A 14874-nucleotide genomic window follows, 5' to 3' on the forward strand; every position below is an offset into this window, starting at 1 on the left:
AGGTAAACGACCGTGAGCACGGCCCTTGGCGTTTTGCTGGCGCCGGTGTCGGACGACGCGCCGGCCGGGCCGGACTTGTCCTATGATGCCGAGCGGCAGGCAATCGAGCAGGCGTTCGAGACGCAGGGTTATTCGTCGGAACTGGACGAGAATGTCGACTGGCGCGAGACGCTCAGGCTGATCGAGGCGCAGAGCGCACGCACCAAGGACGTGTGGCTGGCCGTCTACATGGCGCGCGCCGGTACGCGTATCGGATCGCTCGAGACGGTCGAGACGGGTTGTGCGTTGCTCGCTGGCCTGTTCGAGCAATATTGGGACAGCGTGCACCCGACGCTGGAGGAATACGGGCTGCAAGGACGCAAGGGCGCTTGTGAATCGCTCACGCGGATCGCCGAGTTCCTGCGGCCGTTGCAGCAGACCATGCTGATCGAACATCCTAGGCTCGGCAGCTATTCGGGCGACGACTTTGCCCGTTTTGCGCGTGACGGCGAGAGCGCCGAGGGCTTCGGGATGTTTCGTGCCGCGATGGCCGACACGTCGCTGGAAACGCTGCAGGCGATCGTGTCGCGGCTGGAAGCTATCGACGATGCATTGCGGCGGGCCGATGCGGTGGTGAGCGTGCATGCTGCGGCGACCGGCGATCTGGGGACCAATTTCGCGCCGACGCTCGAGGCAATTGCCGCGATCCGACGAGCGATCCTGCCCTATATGGGCGCGAGCGTCTCGCCGGAGGCGGACAGCGACGTAGCAGACGTCAGCGAAAGCGACGATGCCGGCAGCAACTCGGCCCGTGCGCCCGGCCGTATCGACAGTCGTGAAGACGTGATGCGGGCACTGGATGCGATCGGCGACTATTATCAGCGCCGCGAGCCTTCCAGTCCAATCCCGATCGCATTGCGCCGCATCCGTGGCTGGATCTCGATGGATTTCATGGCGATCCTCAAGGATATCGCGCCGAGCAGCGTCAGCGATGTCGGCGCCGTCTTGGTCGCCCGGGTAGACGATTCGGGCTATTCGGACATGTAGTGCAACAAAGTCGTTTCGGTTGGAGCTAAATTCGTTTCTGGGTATTATGGCTAAGCCGATTTTTTAAATCGAAGGGGACGTTAGGGTGGCAATCAAGAGCGGGCAGCGGTTCATTCGTGAGAACAGGGCGCCACGTGTGCACATCGCATACGAAGTCGAAACCTATGGCGCGCGGCAGAAGATCGAACTGCCCTTTGTGATGGGCGTGATGTCGGACCTGTCGGGCAAGAGCCATGTCGAGCGCAAGGCAGCGGAAGCACGCGAATTCGTCGACTTTGACATGGACAATTTCGACCAGCGCATGGAAGCGATCGCGCCGCGCGCCGCTTTCAACGTCGATAATACGCTGTCCGGCGATGGCAAGCTGGCCGTCGATCTAACCTTCAACTCGATGGAAGATTTCACGCCGGGATCGATCGCGCGCAATGTCGAGCCGCTCGCCAAGCTGCTCGAGGCGCGCACGCAGCTCGAAGATTTACTGTCATATATGGATGGTAAGAACGGTGCGCAGGAACTGCTGGACAAGGTGTTGAAGGATCCGGCGCTGCTGTCGGCACTGTCGGCCGCCAAGTCAGATGGCGCGGCGAACGATGCTGCCGAGCACGGGGCCGAGCAGCCGACCACCTAAGCGCATCAACTTTCAACACCGGATTGGAACGACGATATGGCGCAAGAGGCGCTCTCCCAGGCAGGATCGCAGGCACAGGATCAGGAGGTCGTGCTCGACGACTTTTCCGCGCTGCTGCAGAAGGAATTCAAGCCCGCCGACGACGTGCGCAAGACGCGTATCGAGCAAGCGGTGCAGACCTTGGCCGAACAGGCATTGTCCAACGCCGCGATGATCGGTGGCGACGTGTTCGCCACGGTGGACGCGATGCGCGCCGCGCTCGATCGCAAGCTGACCGAACAGGTCAACAAGATCATCCACCACGAGGAATTCCAGAAGCTGGAATCCGGCTGGCGCGGACTGCACTACCTCGTCATGAACACGTCGACCGGCAAGGACATGAAGATCCGGGTCATGAACATGTCGAAGGAAGAATGCCGGCGGATGTTCCGCCAATATCGGGACGCGGCATGGGACCAGAGTCCGCTGTTCAAGAAGATCTACGAATCCGAGTTCGGCCAACTCGGCGGCCAGCCTTATGGCGCTTTCGTCTGCGATTATACCTTCGACCATTCCGGGCCCGACCTGGAAGTGATGAAGGGCCTGGCGCGCATCGGCGCGGCCAGCCACGCACCGTTCATCGCCGCTGCTGCGCCGGCATTGCTCGGCATGGAAAGCTGGACCGAGCTGTCCAACCCGCGCGACATCAGCAAGCTGTTCGACGCGACGGACTACCTGGCATGGCGGTCGTTCCGTGCGTCGGAGGACAGCCGCTACATGGCGCTGGCGATGCCGCGCTTCCTCGGTCGTCCGCTATACGGTGCGAAATCGGAGCCGGTGGAAGGGTTCGATTTCGAGGAAGAAACCGATGGCGAGCATGATAACCATCTGTGGATCAATGCGGCCTATGCGATGGGCACGCGGATCACCGAGGCGTTCAACACGTATGGCTGGTGCACGCGCATTCGTGGTGTGGAATCCGGCGGTACGGTCGAGGATCTGCCGACGGCCATGTTCCCGACCGACGAGGGCGGGATCGACCTGAAGTGCCCGACGGAGATCGCCATCTCCGATCGTCGCGAGGCGGAATTGTCGAGCGCCGGGCTGATGGCACTGATCCACCGCAAGAACACCGACCAGGCGACGTTCATCGGCGCGCAGACGCTGCATCGGCCGAAGACCTATGACCGGGCGGATGCGACGGCGAACGCCAATCTGTCGGCACGCTTGCCGTACATCTTCGCCAGCTGCCGGTTTGCGCATTACCTGAAGTGCATGGTGCGCGACTGGGTGGGCGGCACGCGCGAGGCGGATCAACTTCAGCGGGACCTGAACAATTGGGTGCTGCAATATGTCGATGGTTCGCCATCGACGTCGAGTGAAGAAACCAAGGCGCGACTGCCGCTGAAGAACGCCGCGATCGAGGTCGTGGCGGACGAGTCCAATCCTGGTTTCTATCTTGGTAAGTTTATGTTTGTTCCGCACTACCAGCTAGAAGGGATGGACATCGCCCTCAGCATGGTTTCTAGATTGCCCAAGTCGAACGGGTAATTCAACGTAACATAGGCGTAACAAAGAAGCCCCTATGAGATAGAGGAGATAGTCATGGCTGTTGATCTGTTCTTGAAAATTGATGGTGTGAACGGCGAGTCGCGCAAGAAGAACCACCAGGACGAGATCGATATCATCTCGTTCGACTTTGGTGCAGTGCAGCACGGTTCGTTCCACACTGGCGGCGCCGGCGGTGGTGCCGGCAAGGCGGAAATTTCCGACATCCGCATCCAGAAGGAAGTCGACAAGTCGTCGCCGCTGCTGTTCAAGGCCTGCGCCTCGGGCAAGCACATCAAGGAAGCGGTGATCTACTCGCAGAAGGCCGGTGATGGCGCCAATCCGCTGACCTATTACAAGATCAAGCTGGAAGACATCATCATCTCCGACATCCACAATTCGGGTTCGTCGGGTGGCGACTCGATCATGGAATCGGTGACGTTCAACTGCGCCAAAGTGACCTTCGACTATCAGGCGCAGAATGCGGCTGGCGGCAAGGACGGCGGCGTCGTTACGGCATATTACGACATCCGTCAGAACGAAGCAGGCTGATCGGGTCCGTCCGCGAAGGAGCAACGATGCACGACGCGGACGACCTCCTGAAATCGGGCAACCTCGACGGTGCGCGCAAGGCGCTCGTCGAGGTGGTTCGTGCCAAGCCGGGCGATGCGGCGGCCCGAATGTTCCTGTTCCAATTGCTGGCGCTGGCCGGTGAGTGGGACAAGGCCAAGCTGCAGATGAACACGCTGGCGCAGCTGTCGCCCGAATCCCAGATGCTGTCGGTCGTCTATGGACAGGCGATCGAGGCGGAGCGGGAGCGGACCGAGGTGTTTGCCGGTCGCACCGTCGCCACGGTACATGGCGGTTCCGGCTGGCTGCACGGCGTTGCCGATGCCATCCACCATTTTTCCAATGATCGCGTTGCCGAAGGCGAAGCGGCGCGGGATGCCGCATTCGATGCCGCGCCCGACACGCCAGGCGTGCTTGACGATGTCGCGTTCGACTGGATCGCCGATGGCGACGGTCGGTTCGGCCCGTGCGTGGAGGCGATCATCGCCGGCCGCTATGGCTTGCTGGGGTTCGATGCGATCGATCACATCAAGAGCGAAGGGCCGAAGGATCTGCGCGACCTCGTCTGGTATCCGGTGCAGATCGCTTTCAAGAGCGGCCAGTCGGTCGCTGCATTGCTGCCGGCGCGCTATCCCGGTCTCGATGTCGATGCCGATCCCGCCGAGCGACTGACCCGCGCGACCAGCTGGCGCGATGCGCCGTGGGGCAGTGCGGGCTCGGGCCAGCATTTGTGGATGACGTCGACCGGCGAGGAGCAAGGGCTGCTGTCGCTGCGGCTGCTGAAATTCGCCTAATTTATGGCAGTTACCCAGCGGCTGACCCCGACCCTGTTCGACAAGCTTGTCGCCGATCTCGAAATTTCCGGTTTGCGCGATGCGGCCAACGAGACCCCGGATGTCGCGCAGGAGAAGTTCCGGCATTATTCGGTGCCGAAGCTCGAGCGCTTCAACGAGGCAGCGCTTCGAGCGACCATTCGCCGCGATCTTGCGTGGCTGCTCAACACCACGAATCTCGAATCGCTGATCGACCTCGAACCCTTTCCGCAGGTGCAGGGATCGGTGCTCAATTACGGGCTGACCGATCTTGCCGGGCGCACGCTAAACCGCCGTGCGGTGCTGGCGCGGGCGCGAGAGATCCGCAAGGCGATCCGGCTGTTCGAACCGCGGATGCGCGGCGACAGCCTGACGGTCGATCCGGTCGAGGACGAGAACCAGCCGCACACGCTGACCTTCCTGATCCAGGGCGACATCACCTCCGCGGCGCAGACCATGCCGGTCAAGTTCCGCACCGAAGTGGAAGCCGAGACCACTGCGGTGAACGTGCGTGAATAAAGTGGTGCGGTCGGCGTGAGCACGGGCATGGATCCGCGGCTGCTCCGCTTCTACAATGACGAACTGGCGTACCTCCGCGAGGAAGCGCGTGCGTTCGGCGAGGAGCATGAGACGGTCGCCGGTCGGCTCGGGCTGAAGACGCCGACCGACCCGGATCCGTATGTGGAGCGGTTGCTGGAAGGCGTCGCGTTTCTCGGCGCGCGCGTGCAGCTGAAGCTCGCCGATCAATATCCCGAATTCACGCAGCATCTGCTGCACGCGATCCAGCCGCATTATCTGGCGCCGATGCCGTCGATCTGCATCGCCGGGTTCGAGCCCAAGGAAGGCGATCCGATCCTGATCAAGGGTCATCAGGTGCCCAAGGGCACGGAGCTGACCGCAACGGCGAGCGAGCAAGGCGGCACGCCGGCGCAGTTCCGCACCGGGCATGACGTGACCTTGTGGCCGCTCAAGATCACGCAGGTGGAATATTTGTCGAGCCGCGCCGCGGTAGCGCCGTTCGCGACCTCGGCCAACGTGCGCGCCGAGGCCGGGCTCAGGTTGCGCTTCGAGGCGACGGCGGGCGTCGACCTGCCCAAGGTGCTGCCGGCGTCGTTGCCGATCTATCTTGCCGGCTCGGAAGCGGTGCCGGGCGAGATGTATCGCCAGATCGCCGGCGAAACGCTGGCGGTGATCGCGCGCTCGGCCGATGCCGCGGCGGGGCCGGAGGGCTGGATGCGGCTGCCCCAGCCGGGGCAGGTCGGTTTCGAGGACGATCAGGCGTTGCTGCCGACCGAGCAGCGCTCGTTCCGTGGCTATCGCCTGTTGGCGGAATATTTCGCCTGCCCCGAACGCTTCCTGTTCATCGACCTCAAGGATCTTGCGCGGGCGTTCAAGCAGAGCCCGCGCGCCTGCGATGTCGTCCTGCTGTTCGGCCGCTCGGCGCCGGCGCTGCACAATGCGCTGGAGCCTGGAAATTTTCGCCTGTTCGCAACGCCGGCGATCAACCTGTTCGAGAAGCAACTCGGTCGCGTGCAGGTGTCGCGCTTCGAGCACGAACATCACGTCATTCCCGATCGCACGCGGCCGCTGGATTTCGAGGTGTACCGTATCCTCGACGTGCAGGCCTATGCGCGTGGATCGGTCGAGGCGCGGGCGGTTGCACCGCTCTACGCCTTCGGTGCCTTGCTGTACGATTGGCAGGAGGCATTGTTCTACACCACGCAGCTGCGTGCGCGCCGCTTGTCGACGCGCGAGCAGCGTTTGCGGCGGCGGCAGGAATATGTCGGCACGGAGAGCTGGATCAGCCTGACCGCGCCGGGCAATGCCGCGCGGCTCGACGATGTGCATGAACTTGGGGTGCGCGCGCTTGTCACCAATCGCGAACTCCCGGAATTGCTCACCTTCCGCGGCGACGCCCACTTTGTGGTCTCCGGTGTCCCGGCGCGCGCGGTGACCGTGCTGCGCGCGCCGACCCGGCCGCGGCCGCCGCTCGGCCTCGGCGATGCGGCGTGGCGCGTAATCGGGCACCTCACGCCGAACTATGCCACGCTGGCGCCGGAGGAGGGCAGCGACCCGCAGGTGCTACGCGATCACCTCGCATTGTATGGCTGGCAGGATGATGCCGCGCTGCGTCGGCAGATCGACGGCGTGCTGGCGATCAGCTCGACCAAGGTCGCGCGGCGCGTCCCCGGGCTGGACCGGATGGCGATCGCGCGCGGGCATCGCATCCGGGTGAAGCTTGACGATGCCGCGTTCGAGCGCGGGCGCATGTTCCTGTTCGGCGCGGTGCTCGAGCGTTTCCTTGCCGAATTCGCCAGCATCAATTCGTTCACCGAGACGCATTTCGATAGTCCGTCCGAAGGGGAGTTCGTCCAATGGCCGCCGAGGATAGGCCGCCAGCACACCATCTGAGTTTCCTCCGGGAAGCGGCGGATGATGCGCGACGCTTCGGGCTGTTCCCGATCGTACGCGGTGCAGAAGCGCGCGCCCCGCATCTGCCGCGGGTTGGCCGTGCGCGGCGTCCGGCGCAGAGCATCGCGGATCTTGCACAGGTGCCGAGCCTGGCCTTTCCTGACTCCACACTGGACAGCGTCGAGGTAGAGGGCGACCGGGCGCGCGTGTCCGGTTTCTGGCTCGGGCTGACCGGGCCGATGGGGCCGCTGCCGTCGCATCTCACCGAGTTCGCCGATTTCGAGCGGCGCTATGCCAAGACTCGGCCGTTCGGGGGCTGGCTCGATCTGCTGGCCAGCCGGATGCTGCAATTCTTCTACCGTGCCTGGGCAGAGTCGCAACCGACCGCGCAAGCCGACCGCCCGGCCGACGATCGCTTTGCCGGCTATATCGGGCGGCTGACCGGCGCGGCGGAGGGGGTGGGCAAGAACGCCGCTTTCCCGGCAGTAGCGCGGCTGCATTATGCCGCCTTGTACGCGTCACGGCGTAGCGCCGGCGGGATCGAGGATGCGCTCAGCCATCTGCTCGGCCAATCCGCCAAGGTGCTGGAATATCAGCCACGCTGGCGCGATATCGATGACGAGGATCAGACCAGGCTGGGGCGCAGCTTTTGCGGTCTAGGCACCGACATGATGGCGGGCAAGCGCGTGCGCGTGGCGTCGGATGCATTTCGTGTCGTGGTCCGTGCGGAATCGATGCGCGCGTTCGAGGCGCTGCTGCCGGGTGGCGCTCGGTTCAAGATCGCGTCGGAAGCGCTCGATTCCTTCGCGCCGAGCCATCTCGAATGGGATCTCACGATCGAGATGGCGGAGCGGCATGCGCGCCCGGCCAAGCTCGATGGGCGCGCCCGGCTCGGCTGGACCGGCTGGCTCGCGCCGCCGCAGAGCGACCGCATCCGGGCGGACGCGCATCTTACGAAACGTGCCAAAAACCGCAGCATATTGGGGGACATGACATGACCGAGATCAGCCGTACCGCTCTGTTCGGCCGCCTGGATACCGCACCGCGCAAGGCGATCGAGACCGCGACCAATTTCTGCAAGATGCGCGGCAATCCCTATGTCGAATTGGTGCACTGGGTGCATGTCCTCATCCAGGATCCGCGCGGTGATTGGGCGGTGATCCGCAGCGCCTTTGCGGTGGACGATGCGCGGCTTGCCGGCGATGTCGTCGCGGCACTGGATGCGCTGCCGCGCGGCGCCACCGCCATCTCCGATTTCGCGCCGCAGATCGAGGAAGCGATCGAGAAGGGCTGGCTTTACGCCTCGCTGCAATTCGGCGCGGCGCGGGTACGCAGCGGGCATCTGCTGTACGGCATGTTGCGCACGCCGACGCTGCGCAACGCGCTGTTCGAGATCAGCGGCGAATGGCGCAAGATTGCGGTCGATCGGCTCGGCGACGAGTTCGACGCCTTGGTCAGCGGTTCGACGGAGACGACCGAGGCGGCCGATTTGCCGCTGAGCGAACCGGGCAGTGCGCCGGCGGCGGCGGGCAGCGGCGCGCTGGCGGCCTATTCTACCGACCTGACCGCGCGCGCGCACGCCGGCGAGATCGACGCGATCGTCGGGCGCGATGCAGAAATCCGCCAGGTGATCGACGTGCTGCTGCGGCGGCGGCAGAATAATCCGATCCTGGTCGGCGAGGCCGGCGTCGGCAAGACCGCGGTGGTCGAAGGCTTTGCGCGGCGTATCGCCGATGGCGATGTGCCGCCCGCCTTGAAGAACGTGACGCTGCGCGCGCTGGACATCGCGCTGATGCAGGCTGGTGCCAGCGTGAAGGGCGAGTTCGAGAAACGGCTGCGCGCCGTGATCGACGAGGTCGAAAACGCCGAGACGCCGGTGATCCTGTTCATCGACGAGGCGCATACGTTGGTCGGCGCAGGCGGGCAGGCCGGGACGGGCGATGCCGCCAATCTGCTGAAACCGGCGCTGGCGCGCGGGCGGCTGCGGACGATCGCGGCAACCACCTATGCCGAATATCGGCAATATTTCGAGAAGGACCCGGCGCTGACCCGCCGCTTCCAGACGGTCGATGTCGGCGAGCCCGAGACGGCGAACGCGATCGCCATGCTGCGTTCGGTCGTACCGATGATGGAGGCGCATCACCAGGTCGTCGTGCTCGATGCGGCGGCCGCGGCGGCGGTGACGCTGTCGCAGCGTTACGTGCCGGCGCGGCAATTGCCCGACAAGGCGGTGAGTTTGCTCGACACGGCGTGCGCGCGCGTCGCGGTGTCGCAGCATGCCACCCCGGCGCCGGTCGAGGATCGCCGTCGCCGATTGGAACTGCTCGAGGTCGAGCGCGAGGTGGTCGAGCGCGAGGCTGCGGGGCGCTACCGCGCCGACGATCGTCTGCCCAAGCTGGAGGAAGAGATCGCCGCGGCGCTCGCGGACGTCGAGGCGATCGAGGCGAAATGGGCGGCGGAAAGCGACGCGCTGGAGGCGGTGCGCGCGGCGCGCGATGCACTGGCCGAGGACGGCGCGCCGGGCGGCCTGGAGGTCGCGCTGGCCGCGCTGCGCGACGTGCAGGGCGATACGCCGATGGTGTTCGGCGTGGTCGACGAGGATGCGATCGCCTCGGTGGTCGGCGACTGGACCGGCATTCCGGTTGGCCGCATGGTCAAGGATGAAATCCGCGCCGTGCTGACCATTGCCGACAAACTGAAGGCGCGCGTGATTGGGCAGGATCATGCGATGGACGCGATCGCCAAGCGCATCCAGACCAGCCGTGCCAAACTCGACAATCCGTCAAAGCCGGTCGGCGTGTTCATGCTGTGCGGGCCATCGGGCGTGGGCAAGACCGAGACGGCGCATGCTTTGTCCGAGCTGCTCTTCTCCGGTGACGAATCGATGATCGTCATCAACATGAGCGAGTTCCAGGAAGCGCACACCGTCTCCACGCTGAAAGGCGCGCCGGCTGGCTATGTCGGTTACGGGCAGGGCGGCGTGCTGACCGAAGCGGTGCGGCGGCGGCCCTATTCCGTCGTGCTGCTCGACGAGGTCGAGAAGGCGCATCCCGACGTGCACGAGATGTTCTTCCAGGTCTTCGACAAGGGGTTCATGAACGACAGCGAGGGGCGGCATATCGATTTCCGCAACACGGTGATCCTGCTCACTTCCAACGTCGGCACCGATCTGGTGATGAGCCTGACCGAGGACGAGGAAATGGCGCCCGATGCGGACGGGCTGGCGACGGCGCTGCGCCCGGAACTGCTGAAGGTGTTTCCCCCGGCATTGCTCGGGCGGTTGCTGGTGCTGCCTTATTATCCGCTGAGCCCGATGATGCTCGGCGGGATCGTGCGGCTGCAGCTGAACCGCATCGTGCGGCGCGTTCGCGACAATCACGGCATCGTGCTATCCTATGACGAGAATGTCGTCGAGCATATCGTCGCGCGCTGCACCGAGGTCGCGTCGGGCGGGCGGATGATCGACGCGATCCTGACCAACACGATGCTGCCCGACATGTCGGTGGCGCTGCTGGAACGGCAGGTGGCGGGCGAAGAGGTTACCGCGGTTGCCGTGCGCGCGGAAGAGGATGGGCTGGCCTACGCGTTTTCGTAAGGGCGCGGGCCGTCACCCGACTTGGCGCGGTGTGTGATGGTTCAACACCATCTCATCTCGGTTAGCCGCCGCAGGAACCGGCGATCAGCGACAGGGCGCTGTCGACCCGCGCGGCGGCGTCGCCGAGCGGTTCGGGATGGTTGCCGGTCGGGACGGAGATGGCATGCGATCCCGTGCCATCGTCAATATCGAGGATCGTCCGCCCGGCTTCGTCGCGGCCGGCAAAGTTTCCGACCTTCGACCAGTCGATCGTCACGGTCGTGCCGGCGGCGACAAAGGCCGTGTGGCAGCGGTCGACGAGCCGGAAGTCGGTGATGTGCTGGCCGTCGATCTGACCGACCTGAAGGAGGATCGGGCGCAGCACGGCCGCGCCGGTCCGATTGGTGCGGTCGAGCGTCGGTGCATCTCCCACGGCCGGGACCGCGGCAAACGCCGCGGCAACAGCGCTCGCAACAGGCGCCGCTAAGCGTTCGGCCGCTGTCGTGTCGCCATCCTGACCGCAGCCCATCAGCAAGATCGCAGCGGCAGCAATCGCCGGTTGAAGCAGCATCAGGGTCGTTCCATTTCAGCTCTTCAAACAACGGGCTAGGCACAATGCTGGCCGCCCCGGCATTTCGCGACCAGTCCGCTAATCTCCGGACAGCCCACTCACATCGGACCGCCGCATTCGTCCGCCAGCAACCCCATGCTGCCATCGACGCCGCGGAACGCATCGCCTTCCGGCATCGCAAACAGATGTTCCGCGCCGCCGTCGCTGATCGGCAGAACAGCTTGCTTCCCGTCGATGCGGCCGGCAAAGTTGCCGACCTTGCTCCAGTCGATCGCCGTCGTGCCTTTGGCAGTCACGAAGGCTGTGGTGCAACGGGAGCGCAGCGTAACGTCGGTGATCGGCGCGCCATCCAGCGTGGCCGCCCCGACCAATGCTGTGCGCAGAGCGCCGACGACGGTGGCATGGCTGCGGTCCGAACTTTCGCCTGCCGATGCATTCGTCATCTCCGTGGCCGGCGTATCGACGACCGCTTCGTTGGCGGTGTTCACAGGCAAGGTGCCCGCGCCCGGGCTCGCGGAAGGTTCTGCCGAGGCATCGGCGATCCCTACATTGGCCGATGGCGTCGCTTGGCTTTGTTCGCCGCACGCCGATAGCAATATGGCGGCACCTGCCAGTAACCGGATCACGCTCATCGATACTCTCCATACAAAAACATGCGACTCTCGGCATCACGCCGGGTCACGAGACTGCGGATCACCTCGCCCTTCGACTTCACGTGGCGTTTGATCTCCACCATCGCATCATGCGGCTTGCCCTCGTTGACCAACGTCGTCGTCCGCCGCCATCCGCCGCCCGGATTATACGCGTAGGAGACCAGCGCATCGAATTCCTGCTGGTGCAACGGCACCTTGATCGCGCGCTTCACCTTCGCCTCGTAATCACCGACGATGCGGGCGAGCAATGCTGCTTCCTGATCGGTGCTCAGGTTGAGCAAGCTCTTGTTATCCTTTACGAAGCTCGCGGCCTCTGCACCGGATTTGCCCGCCCCTCGGGCTGCGCTGGCGGCGGCATCGCGCGGCACGTTGATGTCTACCAGATGGCGCGTGACCTCGGCGACCGTGCGATCCTTCATATCATAGCCCGGGCCGATCGTGACGCCGCTGCCCGCGGACGGATGATGGAGGCGATTGCTGACGTTGCGCTGCGATTCGTGACTGATGATGAAATGACGTCCGGCGCGCGAGGTGATCATCGAGGCAACCGGTGACGCCACGCCGGTCGGCATCGGCGCGGTGCGGGCACGTTCGCGCGCGGGATCGACCGCAGCCTTCAGCGGCCCGGCATCGCCGTTGCCGGGCGCGATGGGGCGCGAGGTTGCGGCTGCCGCGGCGTTGGCCGATCGTACCGCCGCCGACCTCGCTGTCGGGATCGGAACGCTCTTAGTCGGGCCGCCGATCGTCGTACCGGTCAGCGCTCCCATCGTCATTGGCCCAGCGATCCCGTCCGGCGGGTAAAGGCCGTTGCGGCGCTGGCTCAGCCTGACCGCGCGTTCGGTCTGCGGCCCGAAGACGCCGTCTGCCGACAATTGCGGGTCGTAACGCTGCAACAGGGTCTGCAGAGTCCGGACTTCGTCGCCTCTGCTGCCGATCCGTAGCATCTGCATGGTGCGTCTCCTTGAAGTCCATCAAGATTGCCGCTGATCGAGGCATTCGGCAAGCATCCCTAGGCCGTCAATGTTACAGCTCATCGTGCGCAAAGCCCGGTTCGGAGCAAAGATGCTCGGACAAAATAGTGGCCGCAAGATTAATCGTCCAACCTGTTCAAGGCAGTTGGACGCGGCTATTGCAACCGCGCAGGATTGCACGGACTTTGCCGACCGACCGGGGTTTTCGGGATCGTATCGCTGGCGCACATTGGGCGTCAGGTGGCGCGAGGCACGATCCGGCTGGCGGGCGGTACTGGATGGTCGGTTCGGTCGGCGTTGGATGCCGCCGGGTCGGTGGGGCGAACAACAGGGGGTGGATGGTGTCGAAAACGTCGCTGAAGACGATGTATCTCGGATCGGGCACGATCATTGCGGCTGCGCTGACACCGGTCATGGCGCAGGCGCAGCAGACGCCCGCACCACCGCCGCAGCTGCCGCAGCCACAAGTGGCGCTGCCGTCGCGCCAGGAAGTCAGCCCGCCGCCGCCCGAGACGCGCCAGCCATCTGCTGCCAGCGTGGATGCCAGCCGTGCACTGGAGCTCGCGCCGTGCCCGTTCGACGGATCGCCGCTGAAGCTGACGATCACCAGGCTGAACTTCACGCGGCCCGATGGCAGCGCGGTGCAGCCCGAGATCGCCCGCTCGCTCGCTCGGGTGACGGTGCCCGATGGCGAGCGGCCGTTGAGCGAAGTGTGCGCGATCCGCGACCGCGCCAACGCGGCATTGCGCAGTGCCGGCTGGGTCGCCTCGGTAAAGATCCCGCCACAGGAAATTACCGGCGGCACGCTGGAACTGCAGGTAGTGACCGCGCGCATCGTCGAGATCCGCGTGCGGGGTTCGGCCGGTGCCTATGAGAGCATCCTGCGCCGTCGGATCGCGCAGATCCAGGCACTCGACCCGCTCAACGAACGCGAAGCGGAACGGCTGCTGCTGCTGGCCGGCGATATCCCGGGGCTGGAAGTGCAATTGTCGTTGCGTCCCGCGGGCACCGAGCAAGGCGACGTAATCGGTGAATTGACCGTGGCCTCACGACGGTTTGCCGTGCTGGGCAATGTGCAGAATCAGAATTCCAGGCTGACCGGCCGCGAAACCGGCTATTTGCGCGCCGAATTCTACGGTCTCACCGGACATGCGGATGTTACCTATGTCGGCCTGTCCTCGACGGCGGATTTCCGCGAGCAGATCGTAGCGCAGGTGGGTCATGTGATGGGCATTGGCGATGACGGCGCGACGGTCGGCGCGCGCTTTACCTATGCCTGGTCGCACCCCGATCTGGGCGAGAGCGATCCGGTGCGGACCCGGACGCTGATTGCCGGGTTCGATCTCGCGCGGCCGCTCGTGCGAACCCTGCGGACCAATGTACATGCCAGTGCCGGGTTCGATTACGTCAATCAGCGCTCACTATTCGGCTTGGGCGATGCGGCGAGCCCGTTCATCATCGACAAGCTGCGCATCGGCTTTGTCGGGGTCGATGCCGATCATCGCAGCCTGCGGCTGGACGGCAAGACCGGCTTCTCGGTCGGTGGCTCGCTGCAAATCCGCAAGGGGTTCGACATCCTGGATGCGAGCAAGCAGGGCTTTCGGACTGGCGGGCTGACCTCAAGGCCCAATGGCGACCCCAACGCCTTGGTGGTGCGTGCGTCTGCCGACACGATGGTCGCGCTCGGGCCGATCTTCAGCATCGCCGGGCAGGCGCAGGGGCAATGGAGCAAGGATCCGCTGCTCAACTTCGAACAATATTCGGTCGGCAATCTGACGATCGGCCGTGGTTACGATCCCGGCATCAGCACCGGCGACCGCGCCGCCGCCGGGCGCGGCGAGGTCAGGGGCGACGTACCGCTGTCGACACGGATCGGCACACAATTGTTCGGCTTCTACGACTATGTGTATCTGCGTAATCTGGAAGGAAGCCGGGAAGATCGCTCGCGCACGTTCCGAAGCTTTGGCGGTGGGTTGCGCCTGTCATTGCCTGGATTTGCCGTGCTCGAGGTCACCTATGCCCGCCCGCTCGACAAAGCATCGCGACTCGACGACCGGCCGCCAAACCGTTTATTAGTGTCGTTGACTGCACAATTCGCTGATCGGGCGCGATAAATAGACCGATACGGTA

General features: G+C 64.6%; 13 protein-coding genes. 10 read left to right on the forward strand and 3 right to left on the reverse strand.

The window, feature by feature from the left end:
• Positions 1-12 precede the first annotated feature (12 nt).
• The 9 genes from tssA to tssH all read left to right on the forward strand — a co-directional run bounded on the left by tssA (position 13) and on the right by tssH (position 10570).
• Positions 13-1026 carry a type VI secretion system protein TssA gene (tssA, locus tag NV382_RS02275; protein ID WP_260598931.1) on the forward strand — a complete coding sequence of 338 codons (1014 nt, stop codon included), beginning with the start codon at positions 13-15 and terminating at the stop codon, positions 1024-1026.
• Between the two features lie 85 nt (positions 1027-1111).
• Entirely contained in the window at positions 1112-1654 is a 543-nt protein-coding gene (gene tssB / locus NV382_RS02280) for a type VI secretion system contractile sheath small subunit (RefSeq protein ID WP_260598932.1), read from the forward strand.
• 36 nt (positions 1655-1690) lie between these two features.
• On the forward strand, positions 1691-3184 hold the full coding sequence (tssC, locus tag NV382_RS02285; RefSeq protein WP_260598933.1) for a type VI secretion system contractile sheath large subunit: 1494 nt from the start codon (positions 1691-1693) through the stop codon (positions 3182-3184).
• Between the two features lie 54 nt (positions 3185-3238).
• Positions 3239-3733, forward strand: a complete 495-nt coding sequence (locus NV382_RS02290) for an Hcp family type VI secretion system effector (RefSeq protein ID WP_260598934.1) — start codon at positions 3239-3241, stop codon at positions 3731-3733.
• Positions 3734-3759: 26 nt separating this feature from the next.
• Positions 3760-4545, forward strand: coding sequence for a type VI secretion system accessory protein TagJ (locus tag NV382_RS02295; protein ID WP_260598935.1), 786 nt, complete (start codon positions 3760-3762; stop codon positions 4543-4545).
• A gap of 3 nt (positions 4546-4548) precedes the next feature.
• Positions 4549-5082 (forward strand): type VI secretion system baseplate subunit TssE, encoded by a 534-nt coding sequence (tssE, locus tag NV382_RS02300; RefSeq protein WP_260598936.1) that lies wholly within the window; start codon positions 4549-4551, stop codon positions 5080-5082.
• Between the two features lie 15 nt (positions 5083-5097).
• Positions 5098-6975, forward strand: coding sequence for a type VI secretion system baseplate subunit TssF (tssF, locus tag NV382_RS02305; protein ID WP_260598937.1), 1878 nt, complete (start codon positions 5098-5100; stop codon positions 6973-6975).
• The gene (gene tssG, locus NV382_RS02310) at positions 6939-7973 is read left to right on the forward strand and encodes a type VI secretion system baseplate subunit TssG (RefSeq protein WP_260598938.1); all 1035 of its coding nucleotides are present in this window, start codon (positions 6939-6941) and stop codon (positions 7971-7973) included. The genes tssF and tssG overlap by 37 nt, the downstream gene beginning before the upstream one ends.
• On the forward strand, positions 7970-10570 hold the full coding sequence (tssH, locus tag NV382_RS02315; protein ID WP_260598939.1) for a type VI secretion system ATPase TssH: 2601 nt from the start codon (positions 7970-7972) through the stop codon (positions 10568-10570). Before tssG ends, tssH begins: the two co-directional genes overlap by 4 nt.
• A 61-nt stretch (positions 10571-10631) precedes the next feature.
• Here the strand turns inward: tssH and NV382_RS02320 are convergent, their stop codons facing one another.
• The 3 genes from NV382_RS02320 to NV382_RS02330 all read right to left on the reverse strand — a co-directional run bounded on the left by NV382_RS02320 (position 10632) and on the right by NV382_RS02330 (position 12723).
• On the reverse strand, positions 10632-11120 hold the full coding sequence (locus NV382_RS02320) for a hypothetical protein (RefSeq protein WP_260598940.1): 489 nt from the start codon (positions 11118-11120) through the stop codon (positions 10632-10634).
• A gap of 98 nt (positions 11121-11218) precedes the next feature.
• Positions 11219-11752: a hypothetical protein gene (locus NV382_RS02325; RefSeq protein ID WP_260598941.1), complete on the reverse strand. Its 534-nt coding sequence runs from the start codon at positions 11750-11752 to the stop codon at positions 11219-11221.
• Positions 11749-12723, reverse strand: a complete 975-nt coding sequence (locus NV382_RS02330; protein WP_260598942.1) for a glycoside hydrolase family protein — start codon at positions 12721-12723, stop codon at positions 11749-11751. The genes NV382_RS02325 and NV382_RS02330 overlap by 4 nt, the downstream gene beginning before the upstream one ends.
• Before the next feature lie 362 nt (positions 12724-13085).
• On the opposite strand from NV382_RS02330, the gene NV382_RS02335 reads away from it, so the two are divergent.
• Positions 13086-14858, forward strand: coding sequence for a ShlB/FhaC/HecB family hemolysin secretion/activation protein (locus tag NV382_RS02335; RefSeq protein ID WP_260598943.1), 1773 nt, complete (start codon positions 13086-13088; stop codon positions 14856-14858).
• The last annotated feature ends 16 nt before the right edge of the window (positions 14859-14874 follow it).

The sequence above is a fragment of the Sphingomonas endolithica genome, assembly GCF_025231525.1.
GTDB classification, from domain to species: Bacteria; Pseudomonadota; Alphaproteobacteria; order Sphingomonadales; family Sphingomonadaceae; genus Sphingomonas; species Sphingomonas endolithica.

Bases quoted from the DNA above. Each gene is read 5' to 3' on its own strand.
- NV382_RS02295 (WP_260598935.1), top strand. From the start codon at position 3,760: ATGCACGACGCGGACGACCTCCTGAAATCGGGCAACCTCGACGGTGCG.
- NV382_RS02325 (WP_260598941.1), bottom strand. From the start codon at position 11,752: ATGAGCGTGATCCGGTTACTGGCAGGTGCCGCCATATTGCTATCGGCG.
- tssG (WP_260598938.1), top strand. From the start codon at position 6,939: ATGGCCGCCGAGGATAGGCCGCCAGCACACCATCTGAGTTTCCTCCGG.
- NV382_RS02320 (WP_260598940.1), bottom strand. From the start codon at position 11,120: ATGCTGCTTCAACCGGCGATTGCTGCCGCTGCGATCTTGCTGATGGGC.
- tssH (WP_260598939.1), top strand. From the start codon at position 7,970: ATGACCGAGATCAGCCGTACCGCTCTGTTCGGCCGCCTGGATACCGCA.
- tssE (WP_260598936.1), top strand. From the start codon at position 4,549: ATGGCAGTTACCCAGCGGCTGACCCCGACCCTGTTCGACAAGCTTGTC.
- tssC (WP_260598933.1), top strand. From the start codon at position 1,691: ATGGCGCAAGAGGCGCTCTCCCAGGCAGGATCGCAGGCACAGGATCAG.
- NV382_RS02330 (WP_260598942.1), bottom strand. From the start codon at position 12,723: ATGCAGATGCTACGGATCGGCAGCAGAGGCGACGAAGTCCGGACTCTG.
- NV382_RS02290 (WP_260598934.1), top strand. From the start codon at position 3,239: ATGGCTGTTGATCTGTTCTTGAAAATTGATGGTGTGAACGGCGAGTCG.